General features: G+C 35.7%; 24 protein-coding genes and 1 pseudogene. 14 read left to right on the top strand and 11 right to left on the bottom strand.

Annotation, left to right across the window (positions count from 1 at the left end):
* Window positions 1-470 precede the first annotated feature (470 nt).
* The 3 genes from D1953_RS08320 to msrA all read left to right on the top strand — a co-directional run bounded on the left by D1953_RS08320 (window position 471) and on the right by msrA (window position 3,210).
* The gene (locus tag D1953_RS08320) at window positions 471-1,349 is read left to right on the top strand and encodes an AraC family transcriptional regulator (RefSeq protein ID WP_119116718.1); all 879 of its coding nucleotides are present in this window, start codon (window positions 471-473) and stop codon (window positions 1,347-1,349) included.
* Window positions 1,350-1,664: 315 nt separating this feature from the next.
* Complete coding sequence (locus tag D1953_RS08315; protein ID WP_119116717.1) at window positions 1,665-2,036, top strand: cupredoxin domain-containing protein; 372 nt, start codon at window positions 1,665-1,667, stop codon at window positions 2,034-2,036.
* Between the two features lie 214 nt (window positions 2,037-2,250).
* The gene (gene msrA / locus D1953_RS08310; RefSeq protein ID WP_119116716.1) at window positions 2,251-3,210 is read left to right on the top strand and encodes a peptide-methionine (S)-S-oxide reductase MsrA; all 960 of its coding nucleotides are present in this window, start codon (window positions 2,251-2,253) and stop codon (window positions 3,208-3,210) included.
* Between the two features lie 151 nt (window positions 3,211-3,361).
* On the opposite strand, the gene D1953_RS08305 is transcribed toward msrA, so the two are convergent.
* On the bottom strand, window positions 3,362-4,777 hold the full coding sequence (locus tag D1953_RS08305; RefSeq protein WP_119116715.1) for a PQQ-dependent sugar dehydrogenase: 1,416 nt from the start codon (window positions 4,775-4,777) through the stop codon (window positions 3,362-3,364).
* 357 nt (window positions 4,778-5,134) lie between these two features.
* Between D1953_RS08305 and D1953_RS08300 the strand changes: the two genes are divergently transcribed.
* Together D1953_RS08300 and D1953_RS08295 are read left to right on the top strand one after the other, a co-directional pair.
* Window positions 5,135-5,791: an aspartate/glutamate racemase family protein gene (locus D1953_RS08300; RefSeq protein WP_119116714.1), complete on the top strand. Its 657-nt coding sequence runs from the start codon at window positions 5,135-5,137 to the stop codon at window positions 5,789-5,791.
* Between the two features lie 378 nt (window positions 5,792-6,169).
* Complete coding sequence (locus tag D1953_RS08295; RefSeq protein WP_119116713.1) at window positions 6,170-7,501, top strand: CoA-disulfide reductase; 1,332 nt, start codon at window positions 6,170-6,172, stop codon at window positions 7,499-7,501.
* Between the two features lie 206 nt (window positions 7,502-7,707).
* Here D1953_RS08295 and D1953_RS22065 read toward each other — a convergent pair whose 3' ends face one another.
* Both D1953_RS22065 and D1953_RS22060 read right to left on the bottom strand, forming a co-directional pair.
* Window positions 7,708-7,881 carry a VOC family protein gene (locus D1953_RS22065; protein ID WP_342769233.1) on the bottom strand — a complete coding sequence of 58 codons (174 nt, stop codon included), beginning with the start codon at window positions 7,879-7,881 and terminating at the stop codon, window positions 7,708-7,710.
* Between the two features lie 21 nt (window positions 7,882-7,902).
* On the bottom strand, window positions 7,903-8,118 hold the full coding sequence (locus D1953_RS22060) for a VOC family protein (RefSeq protein WP_342769229.1): 216 nt from the start codon (window positions 8,116-8,118) through the stop codon (window positions 7,903-7,905).
* Between the two features lie 236 nt (window positions 8,119-8,354).
* Here D1953_RS22060 and D1953_RS08285 point away from each other — a divergent pair, with 236 nt between their 5' ends.
* The 5 genes from D1953_RS08285 (at window position 8,355) to D1953_RS08265 (ending at window position 13,556) form a co-directional block, all read left to right on the top strand.
* Window positions 8,355-9,104: a PadR family transcriptional regulator gene (locus D1953_RS08285; RefSeq protein WP_119116712.1), complete on the top strand. Its 750-nt coding sequence runs from the start codon at window positions 8,355-8,357 to the stop codon at window positions 9,102-9,104.
* A 4-nt stretch (window positions 9,105-9,108) separates the two neighbouring features.
* Entirely contained in the window at window positions 9,109-10,038 is a 930-nt protein-coding gene (locus tag D1953_RS08280; protein ID WP_119116711.1) for an MBL fold metallo-hydrolase, read from the top strand.
* Window positions 10,039-10,098: 60 nt separating this feature from the next.
* Entirely contained in the window at window positions 10,099-11,241 is a 1,143-nt protein-coding gene (locus tag D1953_RS08275; protein ID WP_119116710.1) for an acyl-CoA dehydrogenase family protein, read from the top strand.
* A gap of 99 nt (window positions 11,242-11,340) precedes the next feature.
* The gene (locus D1953_RS08270; protein ID WP_119116709.1) at window positions 11,341-12,624 is read left to right on the top strand and encodes an AAA family ATPase; all 1,284 of its coding nucleotides are present in this window, start codon (window positions 11,341-11,343) and stop codon (window positions 12,622-12,624) included.
* An 86-nt stretch (window positions 12,625-12,710) separates the two neighbouring features.
* On the top strand, window positions 12,711-13,556 hold the full coding sequence (locus tag D1953_RS08265; RefSeq protein ID WP_119116708.1) for a pentapeptide repeat-containing protein: 846 nt from the start codon (window positions 12,711-12,713) through the stop codon (window positions 13,554-13,556).
* 373 nt (window positions 13,557-13,929) lie between these two features.
* On the opposite strand, the gene D1953_RS08260 is transcribed toward D1953_RS08265, so the two are convergent.
* From D1953_RS08260 to D1953_RS21200, 3 genes are all read right to left on the bottom strand, one after another.
* Window positions 13,930-14,226 (bottom strand): hypothetical protein, encoded by a 297-nt coding sequence (locus D1953_RS08260; RefSeq protein WP_119116707.1) that lies wholly within the window; start codon window positions 14,224-14,226, stop codon window positions 13,930-13,932.
* A 34-nt stretch (window positions 14,227-14,260) separates the two neighbouring features.
* Window positions 14,261-14,758 carry an LAGLIDADG family homing endonuclease gene (locus tag D1953_RS08255; RefSeq protein WP_119116706.1) on the bottom strand — a complete coding sequence of 166 codons (498 nt, stop codon included), beginning with the start codon at window positions 14,756-14,758 and terminating at the stop codon, window positions 14,261-14,263.
* Between the two features lie 877 nt (window positions 14,759-15,635).
* Entirely contained in the window at window positions 15,636-16,184 is a 549-nt protein-coding gene (locus D1953_RS21200) for a DUF6155 family protein (RefSeq protein WP_182480548.1), read from the bottom strand.
* 398 nt (window positions 16,185-16,582) lie between these two features.
* On the opposite strand from D1953_RS21200, the gene D1953_RS08245 reads away from it, so the two are divergent.
* A complete protein-coding gene (locus tag D1953_RS08245; RefSeq protein ID WP_119116705.1) occupies window positions 16,583-17,416 on the top strand; it encodes a TOTE conflict system archaeo-eukaryotic primase domain-containing protein in 834 nt (277 codons plus the stop codon).
* 276 nt (window positions 17,417-17,692) lie between these two features.
* On the opposite strand, the gene D1953_RS08240 is transcribed toward D1953_RS08245, so the two are convergent.
* Together D1953_RS08240 and D1953_RS08235 are read right to left on the bottom strand one after the other, a co-directional pair.
* The gene (locus D1953_RS08240) at window positions 17,693-18,013 is read right to left on the bottom strand and encodes a hypothetical protein (RefSeq protein WP_119116704.1); all 321 of its coding nucleotides are present in this window, start codon (window positions 18,011-18,013) and stop codon (window positions 17,693-17,695) included.
* A gap of 155 nt (window positions 18,014-18,168) precedes the next feature.
* Window positions 18,169-21,381: a DEAD/DEAH box helicase gene (locus D1953_RS08235; protein ID WP_119116703.1), complete on the bottom strand. Its 3,213-nt coding sequence runs from the start codon at window positions 21,379-21,381 to the stop codon at window positions 18,169-18,171.
* 355 nt (window positions 21,382-21,736) lie between these two features.
* On the opposite strand from D1953_RS08235, the gene D1953_RS08230 reads away from it, so the two are divergent.
* Together D1953_RS08230 and D1953_RS08225 are read left to right on the top strand one after the other, a co-directional pair.
* Window positions 21,737-22,678 (top strand): hypothetical protein, encoded by a 942-nt coding sequence (locus tag D1953_RS08230; protein WP_119116702.1) that lies wholly within the window; start codon window positions 21,737-21,739, stop codon window positions 22,676-22,678.
* A gap of 57 nt (window positions 22,679-22,735) precedes the next feature.
* The gene (locus D1953_RS08225; RefSeq protein WP_119116701.1) at window positions 22,736-22,927 is read left to right on the top strand and encodes a hypothetical protein; all 192 of its coding nucleotides are present in this window, start codon (window positions 22,736-22,738) and stop codon (window positions 22,925-22,927) included.
* 36 nt (window positions 22,928-22,963) lie between these two features.
* Here D1953_RS08225 and D1953_RS21195 read toward each other — a convergent pair whose 3' ends face one another.
* Window positions 22,964-23,134, bottom strand: a complete 171-nt coding sequence (locus D1953_RS21195) for a hypothetical protein (protein ID WP_182480547.1) — start codon at window positions 23,132-23,134, stop codon at window positions 22,964-22,966.
* Between the two features lie 977 nt (window positions 23,135-24,111).
* On the opposite strand from D1953_RS21195, the pseudogene D1953_RS22255 reads away from it, so the two are divergent.
* Window positions 24,112-24,165, top strand: a pseudogene (locus D1953_RS22255) (AAA-type ATPase lid domain-containing protein); the annotation flags it as partial.
* Between the two features lie 190 nt (window positions 24,166-24,355).
* On the opposite strand, the gene D1953_RS08220 reads toward D1953_RS22255, so the two are convergent.
* Window positions 24,356-25,483, bottom strand: coding sequence for an iron-containing alcohol dehydrogenase family protein (locus D1953_RS08220; protein WP_119116700.1), 1,128 nt, complete (start codon window positions 25,481-25,483; stop codon window positions 24,356-24,358).
* Window positions 25,484-25,494: 11 nt separating this feature from the next.
* Window positions 25,495-26,685 carry an acyl-CoA dehydrogenase family protein gene (locus tag D1953_RS08215; RefSeq protein WP_119116699.1) on the bottom strand — a complete coding sequence of 397 codons (1,191 nt, stop codon included), beginning with the start codon at window positions 26,683-26,685 and terminating at the stop codon, window positions 25,495-25,497.
* Window position 26,686 lies beyond the last annotated feature (1 nt).

Below are 26,686 nucleotides of genomic sequence, written 5' to 3'. Positions count from 1 at the left end.
GTTCTTGTTAGATTTAGTTCCTTATCTATCTTGGTTAAAACTAAAGTTAATAGCAGTATGGTTATTTTAGTGATAAAAATACTTATATAATAGAGGATAAAAGAAGGACACTTAAAATTAAATAATTCCGTTTTTGGGAGGAACATTGTAAATAATATATGGATTAGCATATCAATTAACATAGTAATTGGTATGCTTTTTTCATTGGTGCAACAACTTTTATTTTAAAATAGCATAGTAAACAGCACCCAAAATAACGTCGTGACAATGGCTGTTGTCATCGAAAAGTATAAGATGATATCACTTTAAGTAAAACTATATAAAGTTTGTGAAATGATGTATTTACACGAACGAAGCAAGATTGTAACTATAGTAATTATGGAAGACGTACTCCGATAAATTCCGTATAAAAAATATCGAGTAAATGATAAATTTTAACGATAATATGTATTTGTGAAGGAGGGAAATGAATGTTACAAGAATTCAATAATTTAATGGATTACATCGAAACACATTTAACGGAAGAAATCTCTGGAAAAGATATATCGAAAATTGTGGGACTATCTGATTATCATTTTAAAAGAATGTTTTCGTATATAGCTGGAATGTCATTGAATGATTATATCAAAAATAGGAGATTATCAGTTGCGAATGTTGAATTAATTAACGGAGCGAAAGTGACAGATATTGCCTATAAATATGGATATCAATCGATAGAGGGATTTTCAAGAGCCTTTCGTGAATGGAGTGGTTTTTTACCTTCAGCAGTAATTAAAAACAAAATTCAAAAATCATTTCCCAAATTTTCGTTCTATATAGATATAAAAGGAGGAAGATCTATGGAATTCAAAATTGAAAAGAAAGAGAAATTTAATATAGTAGGTGTATCGAAAAGAGTGCCCATTCAATTCGAAGGTGAAAATAAAGCTATCTTAGAACTAGCCCATTCCATTACTGAACAACAAAGAAATGAAATGCATCAATTAGCTGATTTATATCCTCATCAAGTCTTGAATGTTTCTTTTGATTTTGATGATGACTATCTGGAGGAAAAAGGATGTTTAACTCATATGATTGGTTTTGCAACTACAAAAGAAAATCCATTTGATAATTTAGAGCAAATTACTATTGAAGAAAGTTTATGGGCAATTTTCCCTAATCAAGGACCATTTCCTACGACACTTCAAGAGACTACCGCAAAAATTTATTCTGAATGGTTGCCTTCTTCAGATTATGAACTAGTAGAACTACCTGGAATTTCTTTTACAAAGTACAATGGTACATCGGAAAATGTATATAGTGAAATTTGGGTGGCAGTAAAGAAAAAAATTAGCGATAAACTTGGATGATTATTATATTTACAGAAGTGTTTTCTAAAAATCACATATTAAAGTCAATAGGTTGGGGTTCTTTTAATTTTGACCGCAACCTTTTTGTGCTAATTATGCTGCTAGTACATATGTTATTTAACCTGTGTTTTCTAATTTTCTCCACGTTACCGGAACTACTTAACCTAAAATTGGGTCCTTCTTTAAAGCTCCTTTCTTTATTATTCAACTTTAATTTTTATTGGTTAGGATAAAGGAATATATAAAACACATAGATGTACGTGATAATATTTTATGAATTGGAAGAAGATATTCTTAGGAAAGGGGGGATTGCAAATGTCTGTAAAAAAGTGGCTGACTGGATTGGTCGTTTTGCTTGCGACGATTATGGTTGTAGCAACTTCGGGCCCACTCAGTGTATTGGCCGAGTCTAGCCTCGTAACACAGCCGATTGAGGTTGAGTTGAACGATGATTACTTTAATCCGAAAGAAATCACTATCCCGAATGGAAGAACGACAACGTTAATATTGAAAAACAAAGGTAAGAAAAAGCACACCTTCACAGTGGAAAAACTTAGGGTTGACATCGAAGTCCAACCGGGAAAAGAAAGCACCATTACCGTGCAACCAAAAGAGACTGGTACATATGATTTGATATGTCGTTACCATTTTCAAGGAGGTATGGTTGGGAAGGTAATAGTTAAATAACAAGCAGGGCCAATCAGGCCTTGCTTGTTTAATTCTCAGCAGATATTCCTTCAAAAAGGAAAGATGTAGGTGAGAAAAGGATTTTTTCCATATTTACTAATGTTAATGGTACTACTAAAATGGAAGTAAATATCGAGCTACTAACGGATACATATTAGTTAAACATTTGAAAAATATACACTCGAAGTAATATAGACGGAAAGGAGATAGTACTATGTCTCAATCATTGGAGCTGGCGACTTTTGCTGGAGGTTGTTTTTGGTGTATGGTATCACCATTTGATGAACTTCCAGGAGTTAAAGAAGTGATTTCTGGATACACAGGCGGCCATAAAGCAAATCCAACCTATGAGGAAGTGTGCACAGATACAACAGGACACTATGAAGCCGTTCAAATTCCATTTGATTCCGCTGTTATGTCCTATCAAAAACTATTGGACCTTTTCTGGCAGCAAATTGATCCGACAGATGTTGCAGGACAGTTTAACGATCGAGGATTATCGTACCGGACAGCTATTTTTTTTCATAGTGAAGAACAAAGGATACTAGCAGAGGCTTCCAAGACTAAGCTTGCAGAGAGCGGGAGATTTAAGAAACCAATTGTTACGGCAGTTCTGCCAGCTGGGCCTTTTTACAAGGCAGAAGAAAAACACCAGCACTACTATAAAAGGAATCCTTTTCACTATAATCTATATAAAGAAGGCTCTGGACGCGCCAAGTTTATTCGTGAGAATTGGAAAAAGCGAAAAAACGATGAGGAATTACGGAAAGAACTTACTCCGATTCAATATGAGGTAACAAGAAAGAATGCAACCGAGCCGCCTTTTCAGAATGAGTATTGGAATTATACAGAAGAAGGAATCTATGTTGATATTATCTCAGGCGAGCCATTGTTTAGTTCGATTGATAAATATGATGCAGGCTGTGGATGGCCGAGTTTCACAAAGCCATTGCGGCGTTCAGAGCTTGGGGAGAAATTTGATACCTCTCATGGAATGAGGAGGATTGAAGTTCGGGCAAAAACATCGGATGCCCATCTTGGTCATGTATTTGATGATGGTCCTGGTCCTGATAAGGCACGTTATTGCATAAATTCCGCAGCACTTCGGTTTGTTCCTAAAAATAAATTGCAGGAAAAGGGATATGGCGAGTTTCTAAGTCTTTTTGAGTCATAAATGAATTAAAACGAGAATGTAATTTTTTCAATCACTGCAGAGACTACAGGTAGATCCTGTTAAAGACTGGTGGATACACTGGTGTTCGTAGGAATTTCCCACTTCAAATTTCCGTTAGAAAATGAAGTGGGAAGTGGTTTAAAGCTATGAATCACGGAACAATTTCAAAAATAGTGCCTTGGTTCAAATCAGTCACTTTCATAGAGCCATAAACTCCTAAATATAATTTGGTTTGATTCAGATTCGTCCCCAAGCTAACATAATAAGCTGATTGAGATCCAAAATTATAATCCGTTTCAATAACACTAAAATCATTTAGTTTACAATCTGTTCTTATCCTAGTATAAGCTAAAACCCCTCTGGCTGGAGATTGCGATTCTTCCTTCCGGGCAAGATCGGTAAACACAACACTTCCTGTTAAAGCGGGGATTCTATTCCCCATATAGGCTTGCACTCCTGTAAGGGCAGTTCCTCCAAACTTATCGGGGCGGGGATCTTTATGAAAATAACTAGTTACAGGCTGAAGACGCCTTACGGAAGTTTTTACTGCTTCATTGTAATATGCTATTGTGTTCTCTTCCAAAGTCGGATTGGCAGAGCAGCCCCTTACAATCGAAGTAGGGAAAACACCTTCCCACGCCCGCCAGCCAAAGTTAATAAATCCTTCTTGGTCAGCTTCAGATTTCATTAAAAAAGCTTGAACAAGCTGGGGAACCGGTATTGGTTTAGTCGGACCGAATGAAAATATTGATTCTACCAAGTCCTGTCCGACATTTCCCACATATTTGATATATTGATTATAAAACCTTTGAAATGAAATGCCCGGTATATTCCGAACCCCTTTGGCTATCACTGTAAGTGTTTCCTGAATAGGCACAGGAAGCTCATTAAACCGTGTGACTACGAGGGGATTCTGGTTAAATGTATTCTTATCTACATCGATTTCAATTATTTTACCGGCGATTTCCATATCATTTTGGCTTAAATTGAATGGATCATAGCCTGATCCACCATCCCCAGTGGTTAAAACAAGTTTTCCTGTTTCAGGTGAAAAGTTTAAGCTATTGACCCCATTATGATTAGAAAATGGTCTTCTTAAGTTTAGTAAGGTCCGTCGTTTTTGAGGTTGACCATTCGATGGTAAAATCCACTCTTCAACTGTATCAATATGATCATATTGAGTTTCTCTATTTATCCATCTTAGGTTTAAAGTTTTGGGATCACACGGATCAGATGAAAAAGATTTAGAAAGAGCGCCTGGACCTTGTGTTCCAGCTACTGAATAATGCAGATAAAACAGACCGTTATAATAAAATTCGGGATGAAACGCTAGCCCTAGCAATCCCCGTTCATCATATCCACCACCAGAAGCACCTAGTTTTACAATTCGCGGACGAATATCTAAAAAAGTCCGTATAGCCCCGTCTCTTATGTAAAAAATCTCTCCTACCTGAGTTGCAATAAATAATCTTTCTTTTGAGTCACCCGGAAGTATAGTTGTTTTCAAAACAGTGGGTAAATTTACCTTACCTACAATGGGCCGTAAACGAACCTTAGTTTTTATCAACTAATTTTACACTCCTTCTTATTTGTTTTTATAAGAATATGATGAGGGTTGTTCTATTAACACAAAATTAGGACTGGGAAATCTGAAAAGGTATTGCAACATTTTCTGCACCAGCGTATTTAAACTATAGAATGCATTAGTTTAATAAGAAAGGACATTACATATAGCCATATGAAATATGTAATGTCCTTTTATTTATCAAACCTTTTAAAAATTCGGGTCTTAATTACTCAGTTGGTTCCTTTTCGTTATACTTTGGTAGTTTATTGAAATACCAACAATATCCAAGTAAATACTATTCTATTTAATTGATTGTGATAAAATGGATACAAATACCAAAAATAAGGGGGATTTTGCATGAAAGTTGCTTTGATTTCTGCGACAAAGGCATCTTTAGATCCAATTGAAAGAGCGTTTCACGAAGAAGCACCAGATATTGAATTGATTCATTTACTAGATACTGAATTACTTTCGATGATGGAGAAAGAGGGGGCACTTACACCAAACATCATTCTCCGTTTTTCTTCACTGCTAAATATTGCTGTCTCTTCAGAAATCGATGCTATTCAGCTTACGTGTTCCGCTTTTAATAACATTACTAGTATCTTGCAGCCTCTTTATAAAGTAAAACTATTTCGTTCAGATGAAGCGATGCTAGATCAAGCCCTTGCCTATGAGAGAATCGGATTAATTTCTACTGTACGAGAAACTCCCATTGCATTAACGAGTTATCTACAAGAGAAAAAAGCGAATGTTCAAGTAGAATCTATCGTAGATTCAGGACTCATTCATTTACTTTATCAGGGGGAAAAAGATAAACATGATGAACGAGTAAAAGAAATGATTTATCAAATGGAAGGCAAAGTGGATGTCATTGTACTATCCCAGTACAGTATGGAACATATCGCCGATCAAGTGACTTGTTCGACTCCTATTTTAACCGCACCTAGAGCGGCGGCTAAGCGTTGCTATACTTATTTGCAAAATCAATATAGCACTAACAAATCCTCTTAATTGGGCAAAATGTTCATTAAACAAAACTTATTAGAAGCCAGTGAATGTAGTTTTTCAGAAGCTGCATTCACTGGCTTCTTTTCATTTCGAATAAATAAAAATGAGGTATTTCAGGTTTATTTGACATGCCTCACTTTTTACAAAAATCGTATTTCGGGAAAAACCTCGTCAGAATACATTTTTTTACATATCAATCATGATAAGGAGAGTAACATATATTTTATGTATTTAGGAGGTGGTATTCGTGTTAAGTGACACAAAAGTGGTTCTATTAAAACCAGAGTTTGAGGAATTCGACTGACTTTAGTTTCAAGTTGAGCGCCTTTTACGTTTAAAAACAAACTGTAAAGGGAAAATAAGCAGGTGGAGGGATTGTAGATGAAGATAATAATTATTGGCGGAGATGCAGCGGGTATGAGTGCTGCCATGCAAATTGTAAGGAATAGCTCAGATCATCAGATTACTGTTCTTGAAATGGGAGAAGTATACTCATATGGCCAATGTGGGCTTCCTTATGTGATTAGCAATAAAACTGATTCAACAGATAAATTAATAGCTCGGACACAGACTGAATTTAAAGAAAAATACGGAATTGATGCACGAATCTTACATGAGGTTCGCCAAGTGGATACAAAAAATAAACAAGTGTATGGGATAAACCATGCAAATAAAGAGAAGTTTTATTTGTCATATGACCGTCTCCTTATCGCTACTGGCGTAAGCCCGGTTATACCTAAGTGGGAAGGTGCTCATCTTTCGGGTATATTCACTTTAAAGACGATTCCAGATGCAAAGCGAATCATAGAATCTCTTGAAAGGGATGTTAAAAATGTCACGGTAATTGGCGGCGGATATATTGGGCTTGAAATGGCTGAGAGTTTTGCGGAATTAGGTAAGAAGGTAACAATCATTGAACGAAATGAACAATTAGCAAAAATTTTTGATAAAGAAATGGCAGAACTTATCCATGAAGAAGCAAAGAAGCAAAACATTGATCTTAGAATGAGTGAATCTGTAGAAGGTTTTCTTGGCGAAGATAAAGTTGAATTTATAAAGACTGATAAAGGGGAGATTGAGACTGATCTTGTTCTAGTCGCTGTTGGTGTACGGCCAAATACTTCTTTTTTAGATAAGACTGGAATCATTACAAGTGTAAATGGTGCAATCCAAGTAAATGCATATATGCAAACAAATATTGAAGATGTATATGCAGCAGGCGATTGTGCAACACAATACCATCGAATCAAAGAAAAGGATGATCATATTCCATTAGGAACACACGCAAATAAGCAAGGTCAAATTGCAGGATTAAACATAATTAATATTCCAAAAACGTTTAAAGGTGTGTTAGGAACCTCTATTATTAAATTCTTCAGTTTAACACTTGGAAGGACAGGATTATCAGAAAGAGAAGCAACATTATTAAACATTCCCTATCAAACAGTTACGATAAAAACATCTGATATTGCAGGCTATTATCCAAATGCTAAAAAAATGACCTTGAAATTATTAGTACATAATAAATCACATAAAATTCTTGGGGGACAAATTATTGGAGAAAAGGGGATAGATAAGAGAATCGATGTACTTGCAACGGCTTTATTTCATTCTATGACAGCTGAGCAATTGCTAGATTTAGATTTAGCATATTCACCTCCATATAATGGGGTCTGGGATCCGCTCCAACAAGCTGCAAGAAGAATAAAATAAATCAAAGCCCCGTACGATTTAGGTAGAGCTACTCTTTCAATTATGCAATCTTCAACTACAACAACTAATTATTTTGAATGTATTAAAAGCGTGTTTTACTTAAACTTTATTTCAAAACACGCTTTTTTGTTTGCTCTTTATTACTTCATTTTAAGGCTACATCAAAAAACTCCCTCACAAATTGTGAAAGAGCGGGAGTCTGTCAGTTAAGCTTTTATATAATTCAAATCCCATATTACACCGAATGGATCTTGAACTTTTGCATATTTAGCACCCCAGAAAGTGTCTTGTAATTCCATTAGAATAGAACCTTTTTGACTTAATTGAGCGTAGATGTGTTGAATTTCTTCTTCGCTTTCTAATTCAAGAACAAGTGCAATGTTATTGCCGGCTTCATAAGGCTAGTTAGGGAACACATCAGAAATCATAAGAAATAAAGAATCTTTTCTAAATTTCGCATGAATGATGAGATCATCAGCTTCTGGAGGAGTTGGGAAATCTGCTTCACCGTAAGTTTGTAATTCAACAACTTCACCTTGAAATACTTCTTTGTATAATTCTAATGCTTGTCTCGCATTTCCGTTAAATATTAAATAGGGGGTTGCTTGTTGTTTCATGTAATCACTCCTTTATTAAAACGCAACGTTACCTAAGGTCATCCAACCATAACTTTTATTTCCATTCTATTATATAGAAGTGAGTGAGGATTTGTCTATAAAAACAAGAACTAATGTTCGCGATTTGAACTGACCTAAATACTTTACTATTTTGTTCCAACACAGGATAATGGAATTAAGATTAAGAAAAAATATTCTAGCGAGTTTTCTGATAGAAATGGTATGGAGGGGTATGGATGGAGAAGGGAGAAAAGCTAACTGCTTCTGTTGAGTCGATTGGATTGAGTCAAAGAGAATTTTTAACGTTATTTTTACTTCATTCTTTGTCAAAAAAGAGAAATTATCCACGGGCGATTCATGGTGAATTAAAGAGCTCTTTTACAGGAAAAGTACATAGTTATGACTACTTATGTAAAATCGCCAAGCAACTTGTCGGATCCGGTCATCTTTCATTATACACGGAAAAAAGAAGGAATTATTATCAAATTACGGATAAAGGGAAAGAATTATTCGCATGGTATCAAAATAATTTCTCTACTCGTTTTACAGAAGTCAAATTGGTGATTGATCGGTTTGTATATGATTTAACGGGATCAGGGCCTAATCCAGCAGTTACACATGACCTTCCAGAAGAATATAGGTCGTATATTTCAAAGATTGTTTCTGTAAAAGACTTAGTTCGTTATGTGACGCTGAAAACTTTATTTTCAAAAAAACCGATTTATATGGGAGAAATTGCAGATTTACTGAGACATAAATTTGGTTGGATTGCGAGCAATGGGTATCTATATGATTTGTCTCATGAAATGGAAGAAATGGGGCTGCTTGTTGGACGCTGGGAAAGTGAGAAGCGAACGAAGCGTTATTTACGTATTACAGATGAAGGTCAATACCATTATAAACAGATTGCAGATTCTGCCGCTCATCATGTTCAAGAAGTTCAAAAATATTTAGCGAGTGTTCTCTCGTTTTTAGAAAAGGAATGAAGGTATGAAAAAACGTTATGAGAATCTAGATAACGTTTCAAACATGAAATCAATGAAGGATCTTTGGAAATGGCAGAAGGAAAGATGGCAGAAAAAGAAAGACTTATTACAGCAAATTCCGCATGCAGAGCAGAAACAGATTAAGCAATTACAAGCAAATCGTTCTCATCCTTCAATTACATGGATTGGTCATTCAACGTTCTTGCTGCAATTAAATGGCTTAAATATTTTAACGGACCCTGTTTGGGCAAATAGACAAGGTATACAAAAGAGACAGACAGAGCCTGGTATATTGCTTGAAGATCTACCTGAAATTGATGTTGTTGTGATTTCACATGGCCATTATGATCATCTTGATTTTGGCAGCATTCGGCGGTTGAAAGGGAAACCGGCTTTTTATATACCATATGGGCTCAAAAAGGCGTTTGTCAAAAGAGGTTATCAAGATATATATGAAGCTAATTGGTGGGATTCTTTTCAAGCAGGAGAAGTGACTCTTTCTTTTGTTCCAGCACAACATTGGACAAGACGTACGTTATTCGATACAAATACCTCGCATTGGGGCGGTTGGGTTTTAGAAAATAACAACACTTCCTTTTATTTTGTTGGAGATACTGGTTATTTTCGTGGTTTTCAAGAGATTGCTAAGAAATTTAAGCTTCAATATGTCCTCATGCCAATTGGAGCCTATGAACCAGAATGGTTTATGAGCGATTCTCATATTAATCCAGAAGATGCGGTACGAGCGTTTCTTGAATTGTCAGGAGACTTTTTTATCCCTATGCATTATGGAGCCTATCGTTTAGCTGATGATACAGGGCCTGAAGCATTGGAACGACTTAATCAAGAGTGGGAGCGGCAGCAACTTCCTGAGGAACAACTAAAAATACTCAGAATCGGAGAAACATTGTGGTGCTCATCACTTTTGAGCTAAGTTGACTAAAGTGATAGAATTAAAGTAGATATTGTGTTTTATTAGGAAGGATGATGTTACGTGCCATTTTTTCAATCAAAGGAACAAGAGGAATATATTAATAGCTTAAATGCAGCCATTCAATTGTTTTCAGAACGTGCTGAAGCACTTGATGAATCAAGAGGTTTTCCTTTTGAAAATATGAAAGAGCTTAAGGAGTTCGGTTATCCTACATTAACATTAGCAAAAGAATACGGTGGGAGCGGAGGTTCGTTATATGATTTCCTGCTAGCACAAGAAGCGATTGCTACTCAGTGTGGACCGACAGCATTAGCTATTGGCTGGCATGTTGGGACCATTCTTTCGTTAACTGAAAAAAAGCCATGGAATCCTGAGGTACTGGATGAATTTTTTCAAGAAGTAGCGAAGGGCGCGATTGTGAATACAGCGGCAACAGAGCCGAATTCAGGAAGTCCTACGCGTGGTGCACGTCCTGAGACAATAGCCACTAAGCAAGGTAATCAATGGAGTATCACTGGACGAAAAACGTTCACGACACTTTCATATATTTTAGACATTATTCTTGTTACAGCTTGGATACCAGAAGAAGAGACGATGGGGACTTTTTTAATTCATCGAAATCTAGACGGTGTAAGTATTGAAGAAACATGGGATATGGTATCTATGCAAGGAACAGGCAGCCATGATTTAGTGTTACAAGATGTAATAGTACCAGACAAGTATTTAGTTGTGCGGCAGCAGCCAGGAAAGAAACAAGGTGAAGGGTGGCTCTTACATATTCCAGCATGTTATTTAGGCATTGCTACGGCAGCGAGGAACTATGCGGTTGAGTTTGCGAAAACGTATAAGCCGAATAGTCTTCCAAGCCCAATTCGTGATTTGCCAAATGTGCAACGTACAATTGGTGAGATCGAATTAGAACTAGCAGAGGCGCGCCATTTTCTTTACTCTGTAGCTGAAAAGTGGGAAGAACAACCAGAGCAGCGTCCATTCTTAATGAAAGAACTAGGAGCGGTGAAGCATTCTGTAACAAATCATGCTATTTCAGTTGTGGATAAAGCGATGCGTGTCGTTGGTGCAAAGAGCTTACAACGAAATAACCCATTACAGCGTTATTATCGTGATGTTCGTGCAGGACTTCACAATCCACCGATGGATGATGCAACGATTACACTGTTAGCGAAGTCCGCTTTATATGATTAAAGAAAAAGAACACTAAACCTTCTTAAAAAGGTTTTAGTGTTCTTTTTTATTCCTTTCATGTAAAATTGTAGGTAATTTACATAGAGAGGAAGGGATGTAGTGACTAAAGTAAACCATCAATCTATTATTCAATTTTCTAAAACAAGTATAGAATTGGCACCACAATATTATAATTATGCGTTTGCCATTCATAACATACAAAAAAAGCTTACAGAAGAAACAGAAAAGGAATTTCAACTATTTTCTGATGGTGAAACCTCTAATGAAATTTGGGAGGTACTTGAAGAAGATTTAATCATTCATCCTGATCGTGTTCAATCACTTGCTACTGTGTATGATTGTGTAGAAACAGGTGTCATTTCATCTAATCATAATGATAAGCAAATGGAATTCCTTGTTAAGGCAAGTATTAATAATCATTTGTACTATTATCCAGACTATCAGATAGCGCTCGTACGAATGCCAATTTATCAAGCACATGACAATATGGAACATGATTATGTATTTGCGGAAAATGAACAGGTACTAGGGAACTTTTTAACGTATGTATTAAAGCGGAAACGTGAATATATTAAAGATTATGTAACTGTATTTATTGATACGGAAGACGGCGTTGAAAATGAAAAAGAAAAGATTACGAATCTCGTTACACGTGAGGATGTTTTTTTAGAAGAGTCTATGAAAAAGCAAATTTACCGCTCGATTGATGAATTTTTCACAAACAGCGGAGAGTTTTTCAAAACGTATCAAATCCCGTATAAACGAGGAATTCTATTGTATGGTAAACCCGGAAACGGAAAAACAACGCTTGTTAAATCGATTGCTAACAGTATTTCAGCACCTGTAGCATACTGGCAAATTACAGAATATACAACAAGTTATTCGATTAAAGAAGTTTTTTCATCTGTTGCGAAGATGTCACCAATGGTCTTAGTCATTGAAGATATTGATTCCATGCCAGAGGAAGTACGTTCTGTATTTCTTAATACATTAGATGGGGCAACGTCTAAGGAAGGTATCTTTTTGATTGGAACAACAAATTATCCAGAAAAAATCGATCCAGCGCTTATTAACCGTTCCGGACGATTTGATCGCGCTTATGAAATCAAAGGACCAACGCAAGAGATGCGTTATCAATATTTACTAAAGAAAAACATTACCAATTTAATCTCTAAAGAAGATTTAACATTGATTGCAAATTCAACAGATGGTTTTTCATTTGCACAATTAAACGAAGTATATAATGCCGTCGCGCTTCAATGGCATTATGAACAGCAAGTAGACGTATTAGATATTTGCAACGAATTAAAAGTGGATAATCGAAAAAGTAAAGAGTTATCCTGGGATTCAGATAGTGAAACGAAGGTAGGATTTAACTTTTAATACTAATATATATAGCAAAAAAACCAACGACTAATGCTGTTGGTTTTTTCTAATCGAAAATTAAGAAGTTTTAAGAGGGTATAAAAATGGATAATGAAACAGCCAAAAATCTTAGAAAAAGTTTAAAAGCTGATTGTATGAATTGCTTTGGACTTTGTTGTACAGCGCTTAATATTGCAGCATCAAGTGATTTCGCAATTAATAAAACGGCTGGAACACCTTGTCCTAATCTACAAAGAGATTTTCGATGTAAGATTCATGAGAATCTAAGAGAGAAAGGATTTAAGGGATGTACAGTGTTTGATTGTTTAGGAGCTGGTCAAAAAGTTTCTCAAGTTACTTTCAATGGCCAAAGCTGGCAAGAGCGCCCTGAGATTGCTGAAAAAATGTTTCGTGTATTTCCAATTATGGAACAATTATATGAAATGATTGCATTTATCGCCGAAGCATTAACTTATGAAGTGTCACATTCATTACAGGATAAGTTAAATAAACAATTAGAAAAATTACAAAGTTTTACCGATATGGATGCTGATAGCTTATTATCATTAAATATTGTAGAGTGTCGAATCCCTGTAAACGAATTACTTTTGGAAACAAGTGAATATATTCGAAGTGAACTAAGCTCGAAAGTGTTTGCTATTAAGAAAGGTAAAAAATACAGGGGTATTGATTGGGTCGGAAAAAATTTAACAGGCAAAGATTTAAGAACGACTGATTTACGAGGAGCCTATTTAATTGCTGCTGATTTACGAAACTCAGATCTAAGGGGTGTTGATTTTATTGGAGCTGATTTGCGTGATGCGAATTTAAATGGAGCAAATCTTTCTACAAGTATGTTTTTAACTCAAATGCAAGTTAATTCCGCTAAAGGAAACGATAAAACAATATTACCAGCGCACATACAGAAGCCATTTCATTGGAATGATTGAAAGTAAAGAGTTTAATTTTATTTAAAGGAAAAATATTATACTTAAATTTCCTAAGAAGCTTTTTATAACAAACTACTTAAATATCATAAAATGATAATCATTTTATTAATTAATTTTTTGATGATTTATACGACCGCCAATAATTACTTAAATAAATGGCTGGTCGTATTTATTTAAGTAATTTAATTTATTTATAAAAATAAACATAAAAAAATTCATTTTGTCTCAATATCATAAGTAATCTTAGGTTTTGAGATACTTTTTATAATAAATATATAGCTTCTGATAACAAATATTATGTAAACTAGAAAAATATAAAAAATAAGATAGCCTATTATACAGACTATATGGCAATCCCCTACATCAAATTAGTTTATAATTTATTTATCAATTCGAATTCTTTATGATTTAACAGATATTCTAAAAATATCATTTGTTCTTTTGAATGCTGCGACATGTTCATTCTTTTATAAGTTATATAATTTCCTATTTGATGTTTGTAAATAATTTCGGCTAACCGTGGTAGATTTTGTTTACCTTTAACCCAGACACGATAAATAGGATTTCCTGTTTTAGTCACTTGATGTGTAATTTCTGAACGTAATCCCCAAGCTTGAAATACTAATAAAAGTTCTTCAGCAAAACATTGACTGCCTGATGTAACATTCATGACATATCCTCTTTTTTGAACCCACCCATCTCCATCAATTACCCCCTCTTACAAATGATGGCAAAAACTCTTCCGGTACATCGGGAAATGGGACCGTTAAAGATTTATTTGGAAATATACCAAGTTTCTCAAGATCCTTTTTTATTTCTTTAGAATTAATAAGTAAAATTGGCGTTGATCTTGTTGGCCCTGTTGATGCTAATACATAGTCTGCTTCCATATATTTTGCTATTAAACGAAGAATTCTTTCATCCTTCTGAGCAAATGAAATATTCTGAAGTTTCTTATTAACATGTCCATCTGTCACAAATAATCCTAATACCCAGGCCATTTCATGTGTCCATATTTTAAAGAAATCTTCATTTACTTTATGTTTACGTGGAGGTTTTCTGATATCTACTCCATGTTTATACATCACATCACGAATAGCTCGATTAGACAGTCCTACTATCGGCTCCATCTCTTTATAAGGCATACCTGCTTTATACATTTCAATAATCATTTCGTCTGTAACACCTGGATTTCTTGGCACGCTTTTTCCCCCTTTGTTTATCCGTATAACTTGTCCTATAATTTTTAAAGGACATACATGAATGTAAACAAACACAGTACTCCAGCTAAAAATGAATATAGTATTCGTCTTGATTATGATTTTCCTAAATTATCCTTTTTGTTATTATACAAACTAACGTTCGTTTAATCAAATACAAATAAGATAATTTCATAAATTTTTTTAAAAAGAAAAAGCCCATCTAAATGGACTTTAAGGTGATTTTGATATGTATATCAAGTTAAATATGGTGTATTCCCCCACCTTTTAATTATATTAATATATATAAATTTTAGTAATATGATAAAAATCACGGGTTATGAGTGCGATTTAATTATATCGAAATAACTCAAAGTGAATTTGTATTTTATTACACATTTTAGGGGTCATCCTCTAACTCTCTCGACTAGATTATCAATTTTCATCAGTAAATCCTCAATACGCTGCTTGTATTCTTCATAACCGTCTTCTTCTATACACCAAGGAACTCAATTTGTTTGTAAAAAATGAATAAACTCATTAAAATGATAATCTGTTAAATGTCTACAGTGTTTGAAGGTTGTTCTACCTCATCTCACTCATCATAAGTAATCCCAAAAGGTGCGCCACCTTCAGTGTAACCTGTTATAAACATAAAGTTTTCGTCTAATTCAAAAGTTGTGTCCCACTCCCTTGATAAATTATCTTTTTCTTTTAGATAGACTTTTCGCAGTTTTTACAGATATGTTGATGATGCCCTTTCCCACTAAATTTTTCATTAGCACGATAATAATGACCCCTGTTTTTCTTTCCCATTGAAACATCTCCAATTAACATTCATATCGCTGTTATCATACTTAATTTCAATAATTGCCCGCTTCTATTCATCCTCCTCTATTTCCCAGTCGATTGAATAATAGATGTCACATAATTCATCATGATATCCCCATCCGATTCCTTCAGATGCTTGAACAACAGAATAGAGGCGATCTTTAAAAACGATAAAAAACTGCTCATTCTTGTTGCACTCAATCACAACTTTGTTATACATAGACGCCATACTATCATAAAACTTGCCATCCATACCACCATAGGTATTTGTGAATTCTGTGCCGATTTCAACATAAAAAAGCATTAAATCTAATGTTTTACTTTCATCACATGATACTTTCTTAAAATTTGAAATTGCGTTCTTTGCTTCTCCTAAACGCATTTTCCCAAAACCACGTTCGGGGAAAAATTCATCGTTTATTTTCTTTTTTGTTTTTTCATATAAATCTATAATCGCATCTTCACCTATAAACTTATTAGATAAATAATGTTGAACATCTTTATTTAATTTATAAAGCTCAGAAATTAACTGAATTAGTTCTTTCTGATTAAATTCTTTGAGCTCTCTTTTTAATTCATTTAATTTTAATTTAACCATACTGTTGTTAGTCCTTTCATACATACATACATTCATTAATTACATTAATAATAATTATATTTTTTAGCTTGAAATATAAAAAATTCATCGTTCTCTCCATCAAAATTAAACCGAGACTAAATCTTTTGATTTAATTTTTAATTTATGAAATCCATAAATATGCTCTGTTAATTCATAGTAAGGTAATTTCCCACTTTTCCATTTTTGAAAGTTTTCATATAAATAAAGGATCTAATGCTTCTTCGGTTACTCTTTGATGATATAACTCCACTATTTCTTTATCTCTTCTTTTTTCGTTCAGCCATGTAACCATTTCCGCCTTCTAACTTTTCTATATATAATAAAAGTATACCAAACCATTTTCACTAATAAAATGACAGTATAAATCGAGGGATACGATGCAAAATTTTGAACAGCAACTTCAGCAAGCATTAAAAGAATGTGAACAGTTGAGACAGGAAAATCGAAAATTAAAAGCTCTATTGAGATACCATAATATCCAACCAAGTGACTCTATACCAAATACAGACACTGAATTTCCTATATCTAAAAGACAGAAGATAAATGAAAGAATTAAAATATTTAGAGATCTTTTCATAGGTAGAACAGATGTATATGCAGTAAGATGGGAATCTAAAAGTGGAAAATCCGGTTATTCCCCTGCTTGTAAATATGAGTGGCAACCACCTATATGTCAAAAACCAATTATTAAATGTTCTGAATGCCAGCATCGAACACTACTCCCTCTAACAGAACAAGTCATTTATGATCATCTTACAGGTAAACATACGATAGGTCTCTATCCCCTTTTACAAGATGAAACATGCTGGTTTTTAGCGGTTGATTTCGATAAGAAAAATTGGCAAAAAGATGTTCTAGCTTTTATAGATACATGTAAAGAACTGAATGTCCCTGCTAACATTGAGCGTTCTCGGTCAGGAAATGGATGTCATGTTTGGATCTTTTTCCACGAAACAATTTCCGCTTCCCTAGCTCGAAAACTCGGCAATATGTTATTATCACGTACACTTGAAAAAAGATATGAAGTAGGAATGGATTCATTTGACCGATTATTTCCAAATCAAGATACACTACCAAAAGGTGGTTTTGGGAATTTAATTGCTCTTCCTTTGCAACGTGGTCCAAGGAGGAATAGTAATAGTAGCTTCACTGATGAAAATTTTGTACCATACACGAATCAATGGAGCTATTTAGCTAATGTAAAAAAATGAAAATGGAAGAGGTTAAAGAAATAATTAAAACATTTCATCAAAGCGATGAGTCATCTATTTTTGTCAAAGAAAACAATCAGAATTCCTCCAATAATAAGGTTCAAATTAAACTTCCAACTAAACTGAAAGTAATTGAAAAGAATGGGTTATATATTGAAAAAGAAGGTCTGCCTTCATCCTTTATTCATAAACTTATTCAGTTGGCAACGTTTAAAAATCCAGAATTTTTTAAGGCTCAAACAAAACGGTTATCTACTTATGGAATTCCAAGAAATATTACTTGTAGCGAAGAAATAGATCGTTTTTTACTTTTACCCCCACCTTTAACTTGGCATAACTGTTCTCAATTGATGGAAATAAACCGGTAAGAACATTGCGGGCTTCCGCTAAATCTTCTAGGGTGTAATCATGGGATTTTTGATTCCAAACGTTTTCTAGCATAGCTAAGCCGATACAACTAGCTTTGAGTCGTTTCTTTACTAAGGTAGTATTTGCGCCTTTCTGAGTCATCGTATCCAAGGTTTTTTCAAGTTTTCTAATTGTCGATTGAAAGGATTTTATTGATTCCAATTTATCTGCATTTGATACATTTTCCATGTTAGTGCTGTCCTCCATTCGTCTCGGTATTATTTTGCTTAAAGATGTAGATATTCTTCTTAAATTATATAAACTAATGTAAGTAAGTTAATATCCCACCCTAAAACGTTAGAAAAAACACTACTCCATACGAAAGTAGTGCCTCTCTTAATTTTTTATATCATTAAAATTTCACGAATATCCTCTTCGGTTAACATAACTGATGCTTTTTCTTCTGAATCGATAATGTCTGCAATAAGCTCTCTCTTTTTTTCCTGAAGTTCATTCATTTTTTCTTCTATTGTGCCACGGGCAACAAGCTTGATAACCTGTACAACATTTTTCTGGCCCATTCGATGAGCACGGTCTGTCGCTTGCTCCTCGACCGCAGGATTCCACCAAAGGTCATATAAGATAACTGTATCCGCACCTGTTAGGTTTAGTCCTGTACCTCCTGCTTTTAAAGAAATAAGAAACAAATCCCGCTCACCATCATTAAATCGATTGCAGATTTCCACTCGTTCCTCTGAAGGGGTTTGTCCATCAAGATAGAAATACGTTTGACCTCGCATTGTTATCTCTTTACCTATCAGCTTAAGCATTTTTGTGAATTGGGAAAATATTAACACCCTTCTCCCTGAAAGTCTCGATTCTTCTAGTATTTGTAGCAACTGATCGTATTTTGCTGAGCTTCCCGTATAGCCCTCTACAAACAAGGCTGGATGACAACAAATCTGTCGTAATCTTGTCAATCCTGCTAAAATTCTAATACGATTTTTTCGAATAGTATCCTTGTCCAGGTGTTTCAGTGTATCATGTCGCAGCTTCGCCAAATATGCTGCATAAAGCTTCTTTTGTTCAGGCAGCAGCTCTGATACTTCTAGCGACTCCGTTTTTTCAGGTAACTCAATAAGTACGTCCTCTTTCATTCTACGAAATAAAAACGGACGAACCCTTCGAGCAATTGTTTTCCTTGAAAGATGGCTATATTCCTTTAATCCTTGGAATAGCTGCGGAAAGACAATATGATAAATTGACCAAAGCTCTTCAAGTGAATTTTCCACCGGTGTTCCTGTGAGGCCAAAACGATTATCTGCCCGTATCCTTTTAACAGCTCGAGCGGTTTGGGTCAATGGATTTTTAAATGTCTGTGCCTCATCAAAGAAAACAGTATGAAATGTTTGGTTCTCATACCACTTTATATCCTGACGTAGTAACGGGTAGGACGTAATAATGACATCTATATCTTTGATATCCTTTTGCAGCTCTTTTCGATCCGCTTTATTCCCATCTATGACGATTGCTTGAAGATTAGGAGCAAATTTCATCATTTCATGTAACCAGTTATACGTTAAGGATGACGGGCAAACAATGAGAACTGGAAGCCTCCTATCACGAATGCTTGAAAGCTCAGAAACAATAAATGTAATACTTTGCAATGTTTTACCAAGCCCCATATCATCGGCTAGAACACCGCCAAATCCATAGCTAGCAAGTGCTTTCATCCATTTATATCCATGTTTTTGATAGTCCCTTAATATGTTGTCTAAACTTTGTGGCACCTCAAAATTCAAATTACCTGGGTTACGTATATGATCAAGAAACTGACTGAACGATTCCTCTACTGTGAAAACTTGACTATCATCAATAAAATCCAGGTGTTTAAGACTTTGAATAATAGGCATATTTAGACTAGCTTCAAAATCTTCATCCTGAACCGGAACTTCATTCAGAAAACGATGGATTTCTTTCATTTCCTTGGTCTCGAGAGATAGAAATGATCCATTTGGAAGACGGTAATATTTTCGCTTTTCTTCTAGTGCTGCTAAAATCTCCCGAATCTGCTTGTCAGCAATTCCGTCCATCTCAAATTTAAATTCCAGCCAATTGGTGCGTTCTTTTTTCACCTTCACTCTAATTTTTGGATGAGCATTCTTTCTCACAATACGATTTCGAACAGCGGTTGTCGCATAAATTTGGACGAGCGGATGAAGCTTTGGAACAACATGATATAAAAATTCATATTCCAGTGCTTCATTTTGCATATAATAACCGCCCTCTGTTTTGGAAAACCCGCTCCCCTCCATGAGTTGAAGGATTTCCTCTTCCTTTTCCATATCCCTTATAATCATCGGTCCTGTTGGGATGTCGCGGCTTTCCAATGGTTGAATAACAACATTTTCGTATTGAAATTCTAGTCCTGCAAGCAGACGATTTTTCAGACGATCTAAGTAAAGCTTGGCAACAAGCGGTGTTTTCGTCATCTCCTGAGATAACGCTTTAGACAGTTGGACATCGCCGATTTTTTCCATACCTGGTACGATCTTTTTTAGAAAAAAATCCATTTTTTCATGTGGAATTGGAATGTGATTCGTATCCGGAGTTGCCAGCATTTGCTTTAGTTTAGATAATCGTTCACAGTCTTTTCCTTCTAACTGAAAGACTGTTCCGTCACATAGCACAGAACTATAGGAATTCAAAACGACCATTCGATCAAATCCTTTAATCGTCAATTGGTAATCGTCACCTTCGATTTCTTCGAATGTAAACTGTAAAGGAGGTGGTCCATCCAAAATTCGCAGGCTCTCAAAAGAATGACCATTATGCTCAATCGTTACCAATGGAGTCTTTGTCAATAAAGGAACGAGCCCCATCCAAGTGGATGGTGGAATAAGTAATGTTTGATTACGAACTGTACAGTCAGAAAGGTTCGGTAATGCTTCCAAAAAGGACTTTTCATCCTGGACGACCCGAATGAGTTGATGAATAACTGCATCTGAATCGTTTGAAAAGCAATGAAGGCTTGGATCATACTTAAATGTAGAGGATAATGTACTAGGTTCCCCATGTTTTACGTTCTGTAGAAAGTCTCGAATATTTTGTAGCTTCATATGACCAATCTTTACTTCTATTCCAAACAAGTACTGACCGTTCCCGATGGAGAACGGTTTACAGGTAAACATGGCATCAAGTACCTTCCTTTTTTCAAAATGAAGCTGATGTCCACTTGTTCGAGTTGGCCTGTCATTGAAGAGCGTTATGAATTCTTCTGTCAGCTCTCCATGATTGGGTTGCATACCCTGTACATCGATAGGAAACGTTCCTTGACGTTGGTGTTCATAAATAGCTAATAAAACTGCTGCAATGTGTTGGCAACACTTTTGAAAATTCGGTAGCGTAGGACAGCTGCATTTCGTCTGAATGTTCCCTGTCCCGTCTTGTTCAATTGTGACATGAAAGTCTTCCGTTCCATTAACGGTGGCTTCACAGAAATCAGAGCTATACTGATTAAATGTTACTTTACTCGCTCGATAAAAAGAGTCTCCTCTTTTGAAGGAGACGGTACCGCACATTTCTTTTATGATCTTGTAATTTACTTTTATATCCATGTACTCCCGCTCCTTCCTTTCTATTTGTCGAAAGGCATCTATATTTTAGAAGTCTATACTATTTTTCTTCAATCGTCCCCATTTTATCATGTATTCTTTATTCAATCGAATCAATCGCCATTTAACTAACCTTTTCTGTTAGTCCAACCATAAGGCTATGTCTCACCACAGAAAATACATTCTTACATGGTATTTTACGTACAAACCTTCACAATCTCTTATAAACTTTAATATAGATATCCAAATTTCTCAAAAGATGCTGTTAATAAACTTTTAAGATTAGATGGTTTACAATCTATTGTTCTATTGTTAGATAGAAAACATTTCGATAGAATGAAAAAAAGGAGGGAAAATAGTGCCTCGCATTAATACGGAGAATGAGGAAAGAAGATCATTTTTTCAATGGATTAATTTTTTAATTCCATACATATACACTTCGGGGATAATTCTGATTTTAACTTGGATGATACTTGCTTCACTTCTACTTTTTCAACATACTCTCAAAGAGAATCCAAAAGAACTCTTTCTACAATCAGAAAAGAATGGATCATCTGAGGCAAAATCGAATGTAAAAACAATAGAAAGTCCTTCAAGCAGTAGCTCCCAAGAGAAAGAAACATGGTTAACTATTTTAGTTAAACCTATTGTTGAATCCAATTTTAATAAAATTATCTTTCGAGGACTCTTTTTACTTTTAATTTGGATGCTTTTATTTTTGATACTTCCTGTTGCTTTTAAACGTTTAAAAAGATTTAAGTTTTTCAATATGGAATTTGAAGTAGACAATATTGAGCAAGCGGCTATTGAAACTGTTGAAATCAGCGGAACTAAAGCTAAGCTTATGGCCTATTTGACTAGTGATCATGCGACCGGAAGAACACTTGAATTTTTAAATGATTCAAGCATCGATTATAAAGAGGTATTAGAGTATTTTTTAGCAGAGATTCAAGCGGGATACAAAAATCACCCGCTCCATGCCGCGTTTTCATATAATGTATATACCGGAGCTATACCCGAAGAGTTACATGAATTAGTCGAAGAAACTAAAGAAACAGGGGAATCCGCAATTTTTAACAAACATAATCAGGATAGCATATTAAAAAAGAATTATCTTGTTTTCTATTTTTGTTACGGTGTAGATGAGTATGTTACTGTTATTAGCAGCTATACTTATCCCTTTGATATTTTAGACAGATACCTTTTTGAACTATTACATAATACAATCAGTAAAAATATTGAAAATATCGAGTACATGGTGGCTTTAACAAGCACTAGTGATGACGGAAATGGAGCATGAATCTATTCTTGACGAATGAAAGATTGTTACATATCATTGAATAAAGGAGTGATATATATGAGCAACGCTAAAACTCCAATTAGAATACAAGATATAAGAAATCGGGCCGCGAGAAAATTGGGTGAAACAAGCACTAACCAAAGTGCTAAACAAACTAACAAAATAACTGGAAGCATGGTTAAACCTATTCACGTTAGTAAAACGGATCCATTAGTAAAAAGAATGATGCAATACAAAAAAATCAACTAGCATTATTATTCCCCGTTTGTACAATAAAGCGGGGTTTTATTTATTATTTACATGTCTTGAATGTTTTTTAGCCAGTTCTTGCATAATGGGTGAACGCCCCACTAAATCAACTGGTTGTTTTATAGGTAAATACCCAAGATTGATTTCACGTATATTTTTAAATTTCTCTCCATTTAAATACCTTTTATATACCTCAGATATCTTCAAAATTTCCCGCTCACTTTCTTATTTAAACTACAATCAAATGTATATTCCTATTATATTCACCCCACTTTCCTTTGTATTCACATCAATAAAGAAAAAGTGGTTAGTTTCAAGCGACACTTTTTATAATCAGTCTTCTATATATGTTAGATAAACTTATTAATGCCCCTTTAGTAAATAAAATTAATTTTGAAGCATGTTTAGGGATAACAGCATTAATATATATTCTATCGATATCTTTACCAAAATATTACTTTTGTGTGAAATAATCTTTGTTAGCATTACAGCGTCAAGAAGCTCTCTTCATAAAAATCCTGATGGTGTTTGAAATATTTTATTGTCATTCAACACCAAAACGACTAAGAATAGTTTCCTTAGTCGTTTTGGCGTTTGTTTCTTCTTTTACTTTGTAATTCACTTTTTTTCATGACTGCAAAGTTTATCTAAAAAATCATTATATAATTGATCGAGGTTTGCTGAATAAAACATTAACAAAGGTGTATGAAGTTTTATAAACTTTTCCCAAGAAAAAAAGCCCGTATAAATGGACTTTAAGATGATTTTGATGTGTATATTAGGTTAAACATGACGTATTCTCTCATTTTTAAACTATATTAATATATATAATTTTGAATAAAATACCAAAAATAACGGGTTATCACTTACGAAATATTATATTTAAATAGTTTTTATCGAATTTCGCCTAGTCAATCTTATTAAGCAAAATCAAACTAGTTTAACTGAACTAAATAAGTCTTAAAAATTTTGATATATCAAGGCGCTTGTTAAAAGTTCAAAATTAGTTTAGTTAAATACGTTTAGTTCAAAAAAATAAGTACGTTAGCAAAATGGTGAGTAAGTGGTCTGTAATACTATATATATGAATAAATTTATTCAAAACAAAGCACTCAATCATTAAAATGCGTGAATCTCCCTTTTTGTGAAAACATTATAGCTATAGTATAAGTTAATTTTAAGTTCAATATGATTGGCCTGGCAATATTCGCGAACTACGTAACGTCATTGAGCGGCTTGACTGCACCCCAATTGTTAGACACAAAACTAACAATTGGGGTGTATTTTTTATGGGTAAATTTACATTTGAAGATAAATTAAATGCAGTTGGAGCTTATCTTAAAGGAAAAGAATCATATATTACAGAAATCGAAATATTATGACAGAAAAAGGCTGCTCAAGAAATATTGCTTTTCGAGCAGCCTTCCTCTATATACTTTTATAAAACGCGTACAAGCTTTCCTTCGTTAAAGTTACAGGATTATTATGAATATTCGGTGCAAAGCTCGCCTCAACAATTTGCTGCAGCTGCTCCTCGGTTTCAACACCGATTTCCTGCAAACTCATACGAAGTTCTAAATGCTGCTTCAATTCCTCTACGCGCTCAGCTAAATGAGCCGCATCACGGAAGCCTAGCTCACGGCTAATTTCCTGCAAGCGCGCCCCCTCTACCTCATCCTGCGCATTTAACACCCAAAAATTTGGCAACGTAAACGCACACGCCTCACCGTGCGGAATGTCTAACATTTCTGTTAGCGGATACGAGCATGCATGTGCAGCTGCCGTTTGCGTAATATTAAACGCCATGCCCGCTGCCACAGATGCTTCCGCCATTTTCGTGCGCGCCTCAACATTATCCGGCTCATCGTATGCCGTCTGTAAATAGCGGAATACGAGCGATGCCGCATGCTTCGCAAACAAATCAGTAAACGGCTGATGAAGCTTACTATATAAAGCCTCTAGCGAATGTGCTAGCACATCAATACCACTCGATGCCGTCACCTTTTTGTTACAGCTCATTGTTAAAAGGGGGTCAATCAATGCGTACACTGGATACAGAAAAGGACTATTAAACGGCCGCTTGCGACCCGATACCGGATCACTTAATACCGATACACGCGTAATTTCACTCGCCGTACCAGCCGTCGTTGGCACCGCAATAAGCGGCAGCCCTGGCTCCGTTAGCACAAACTCCCCATCAAAAAAGCGCTGTGTCGTCGCAGTAGTAGGTGCTAAAGCGGTCGCCACCTTTGCACAATCAAGCACACTGCCGCCACCTAACGCGACTGCAAAATCATACTTACCACTACGCAGCACCTCGATACAATTATCGGTATTTTGCACCGTTGGATTTGGCTGAATACCATATGTGAAATCAGTAATCAACCCGCCACTTTCCGCTACAACACGCTCCGCTATGCCGTTCGCAACAATAGACTTCGTGGTAATTAATAACCCCTTGTGATAGCCGCGCTCCCGAATAATGTCCGGCAAGTTTTGTAATTTCCCCACACCGAACTCAATCGGCACCGTTTGATAATAAAAAAATTCAGACATAAAATTCTCCTTTAATAATAACCGTTAATCGGTAATTCATGCCCGTTCACTACATAATTGCCGACATCCTTCAGCTTATACGAGCTCGGGTTGTGCGAGGCGATCGTGCGAATGTTACGCCAATGACGATCTAAATGCTGATCACGTCTCGTCGCAGATGCACCACCGACATCAAATAGCTTCGTGGCCACCTGCAACGCCAGCTGCTCACCAATGACTTTTACATACACTGTTTTCAATGCCGCCTCATGCTTAGACTGCTGCGTACCTTGCAGCAACGCCTCATCTAATGCCTGCGCAGCCTCACGAATTAACGTCTTCAATGTAAACGCCGTTGCTTGAATTTCACCAATTGTTAGTAAAAGCAGTGGATCTTCATTTGCTGTAGCTGACGAACCGTGCGTAAATGTTCGCTTACGCCCCTTTAATAGCTTTACACCATCCTCTACAATCGCCTCGACAATTCCTGCTACGACCGCCTGTAAAAATAGCTGACGAATCGCCACATAACTTTGCTTTTCACGCTTCAGCTCGACCGCCTCATAACTTTTCACTGGCGTATTTGTAAACGTTGTCGTGCCACTCGCTGTTAGCTGCTGTCCAAAACCGTCCCAGTCGTCATAAATAGCCACGCCTTCACGGTTCGTCGGGATAAAGCTCACAAATACCGTATCTCCTTCACCAGCCGATACGACCGATACCCAATCCGCATATAAAGTACCTGTTGTAAAAAACTTCTTACCGTTTAACACATAATCATCTCCCACCTTGCTCAGCACAGTTTCATACTGCTTTGCTCCTTGTGGATTAGATGAGACTTCCGTCGTCGCATTGCCGACTAAATCTCCCTTCGCTACAATTTGCAAACGACGCGTACGCTCTGCGCTTGACGGTGCTGCTAAATTATCCTCGACAAACACAAAATGCGCGCGCAATGCATGAGCTACATCCGGATCAGCCTTCGCTAATTTTCTTATAACCTCAAATAGCTCAACATTCGTCACACCAGCACCACCAAGATTCTTCGGCAAACGAATGGCTCCAAGCCTTGCCTCTTTAATAAGCTGAAATGCCTTATACGGCAGCAGACGCTCATCTTTACGACGACGCTTCTCTGCATCTTCCTCGATTGCTTTTACTAACTCTTCAAAAGCGCCCGAATGAATATCAATCGGCACTGTTTCTTTTATTGTTTTTACCATA

This window comes from Peribacillus asahii (genome assembly GCF_003570725.1).
Classification (GTDB): Bacteria; Bacillota; Bacilli; order Bacillales; family DSM-1321; genus Peribacillus; species Peribacillus asahii.
Note: the sequence above shows the minus strand (reverse complement) of the source record. Positions and strands in the feature narration are given on the sequence as shown.

Coding starts and splice junctions, on each gene's coding strand:
- D1953_RS08320 (WP_119116718.1), top strand. CDS start 471: ATGTTACAAGAATTCAATAATTTAATGGATTACATCGAAACACATTTA.
- D1953_RS08315 (WP_119116717.1), top strand. CDS start 1,665: ATGTCTGTAAAAAAGTGGCTGACTGGATTGGTCGTTTTGCTTGCGACG.
- msrA (WP_119116716.1), top strand. CDS start 2,251: ATGTCTCAATCATTGGAGCTGGCGACTTTTGCTGGAGGTTGTTTTTGG.
- D1953_RS08300 (WP_119116714.1), top strand. CDS start 5,135: ATGAAAGTTGCTTTGATTTCTGCGACAAAGGCATCTTTAGATCCAATT.
- D1953_RS08295 (WP_119116713.1), top strand. CDS start 6,170: ATGAAGATAATAATTATTGGCGGAGATGCAGCGGGTATGAGTGCTGCC.
- D1953_RS22060 (WP_342769229.1), bottom strand. CDS start 8,118: ATGAAACAACAAGCAACCCCCTATTTAATATTTAACGGAAATGCGAGA.
- D1953_RS08285 (WP_119116712.1), top strand. CDS start 8,355: ATGGAGAAGGGAGAAAAGCTAACTGCTTCTGTTGAGTCGATTGGATTG.
- D1953_RS08280 (WP_119116711.1), top strand. CDS start 9,109: ATGAAAAAACGTTATGAGAATCTAGATAACGTTTCAAACATGAAATCA.
- D1953_RS08265 (WP_119116708.1), top strand. CDS start 12,711: ATGGATAATGAAACAGCCAAAAATCTTAGAAAAAGTTTAAAAGCTGAT.
- D1953_RS08260 (WP_119116707.1), bottom strand. CDS start 14,226: ATGAATGTTACATCAGGCAGTCAATGTTTTGCTGAAGAACTTTTATTA.
- D1953_RS21200 (WP_182480548.1), bottom strand. CDS start 16,184: ATGGTTAAATTAAAATTAAATGAATTAAAAAGAGAGCTCAAAGAATTT.
- D1953_RS08245 (WP_119116705.1), top strand. CDS start 16,583: ATGCAAAATTTTGAACAGCAACTTCAGCAAGCATTAAAAGAATGTGAA.
- D1953_RS08240 (WP_119116704.1), bottom strand. CDS start 18,013: ATGGAAAATGTATCAAATGCAGATAAATTGGAATCAATAAAATCCTTT.
- D1953_RS08235 (WP_119116703.1), bottom strand. CDS start 21,381: ATGGATATAAAAGTAAATTACAAGATCATAAAAGAAATGTGCGGTACC.
- D1953_RS08225 (WP_119116701.1), top strand. CDS start 22,736: ATGAGCAACGCTAAAACTCCAATTAGAATACAAGATATAAGAAATCGG.
- D1953_RS08220 (WP_119116700.1), bottom strand. CDS start 25,483: ATGTCTGAATTTTTTTATTATCAAACGGTGCCGATTGAGTTCGGTGTG.
- D1953_RS08215 (WP_119116699.1), bottom strand. CDS start 26,685: ATGGTAAAAACAATAAAAGAAACAGTGCCGATTGATATTCATTCGGGC.